The organism is Vibrio zhanjiangensis, from assembly GCF_030161235.1.
In the GTDB taxonomy this organism is placed as follows: domain Bacteria; phylum Pseudomonadota; class Gammaproteobacteria; order Enterobacterales; family Vibrionaceae; genus Vibrio; species Vibrio zhanjiangensis.
On sequence record NZ_BSPW01000071.1, the window covers coordinates 1 to 1,069 of the forward strand.

Below are 1,069 nucleotides of genomic sequence, written 5' to 3' on the forward strand. Positions count from 1 at the left end.
ACGGCAGGATCAAGTGATCGGAATAAACCGAAACGAGCGATCGCAATCACCGAAATACGCACATCCCAGCGGTAGAATAAAAATATAGGTGATCTGGAATGGTTTTGGTTTCTTCAAACAGGCTATCGAGATAAGTATCTAAGTTTGCTTCTTTGATAGTGTGTACGCCACCTTTAATGTTTCTGTGTTTGACTTCTTCATCAATCACAGGTAATCCGGAATTTGATGACGTATCGTGGTGATATTGATATTCAAATAGCCGAGCCCCCGAGCTGCCTGCATCAATGACAAAGGTAGTCTCTGCTAAAGCAGATGAAGATGCCAAAAAGACGACTAGATAAGATAACGTTCTTATATTCATTAAAATGCCTACTACTGATTTGACTGGCTTGCAATAAAGTATGATGCGCGATGGTTTTAAGTTCAGGTCGCCGTGTATTTTATAAAAGTAACGTTTTTATTCTAATAATTATCAACGAAGGATAAATATAATTTATTGGTCAAACCAGATCAGGTGTTATTCATCTAGACGTTGTTATTACGAAAAATCGCTTCTACCCAGTAAGTTATTTATTTGGCAAATATTACCTATCGCCAATTTGTTACTTGCGCATTTTATACGCTCTATCATCGTTTTGATTGGTTATCTTTTGACGGTTTTCTCAATTGCTCATTAAGGATAATCCCTGTGCCTAACGACTCCAAAGTGCTTGTGCCTTACAACGTTTTAAATACCCCTTCTCTAGATGCGACTCCCCTTCTTTATGCCGGCTCTGGCCTGACATCGATTGAAACCAATCGTGCGGCGGCTGGACGTGCAACGCATGAGAGCCCGCAGACTCCAGGGTGGCCGATTGGCAATGAGTCGGAACCCTCCGCCACCATAGAAGAGCTGAATGTGCCGCAAGTACTCGAAAAAAGACGGAGCACCAGTGCCGACCTGTTAGAGCCGGTATGGCAAGCGTGGCAAGACAAATACGAGCAAGCCAAAACCTTTATTGAGCAAGGATACAATGAGCAAAACATTGATATTCAGCGCGATTTAATCACAGAGCTTAAACAGGCCAAG

General features: G+C 42.2%; 2 protein-coding genes. One reads left to right on the forward strand and one right to left on the reverse strand.

The annotated features are described in order from the left end of the window. Window positions 1-46 precede the first annotated feature (46 nt). Window positions 47-361: a hypothetical protein gene (locus QQK21_RS15790; protein ID WP_284193148.1), complete on the reverse strand. Its 315-nt coding sequence runs from the start codon at window positions 359-361 to the stop codon at window positions 47-49. Between the two features lie 327 nt (window positions 362-688). Here QQK21_RS15790 and QQK21_RS15795 point away from each other — a divergent pair. Then, window positions 689-1,069: hypothetical protein (locus tag QQK21_RS15795; protein ID WP_284193149.1), on the forward strand; the 381-nt coding region annotated here is incomplete at its 3' end.

Coding starts and splice junctions, on each gene's coding strand:
- QQK21_RS15790 (WP_284193148.1), bottom strand. CDS start 361: ATGAATATAAGAACGTTATCTTATCTAGTCGTCTTTTTGGCATCTTCA.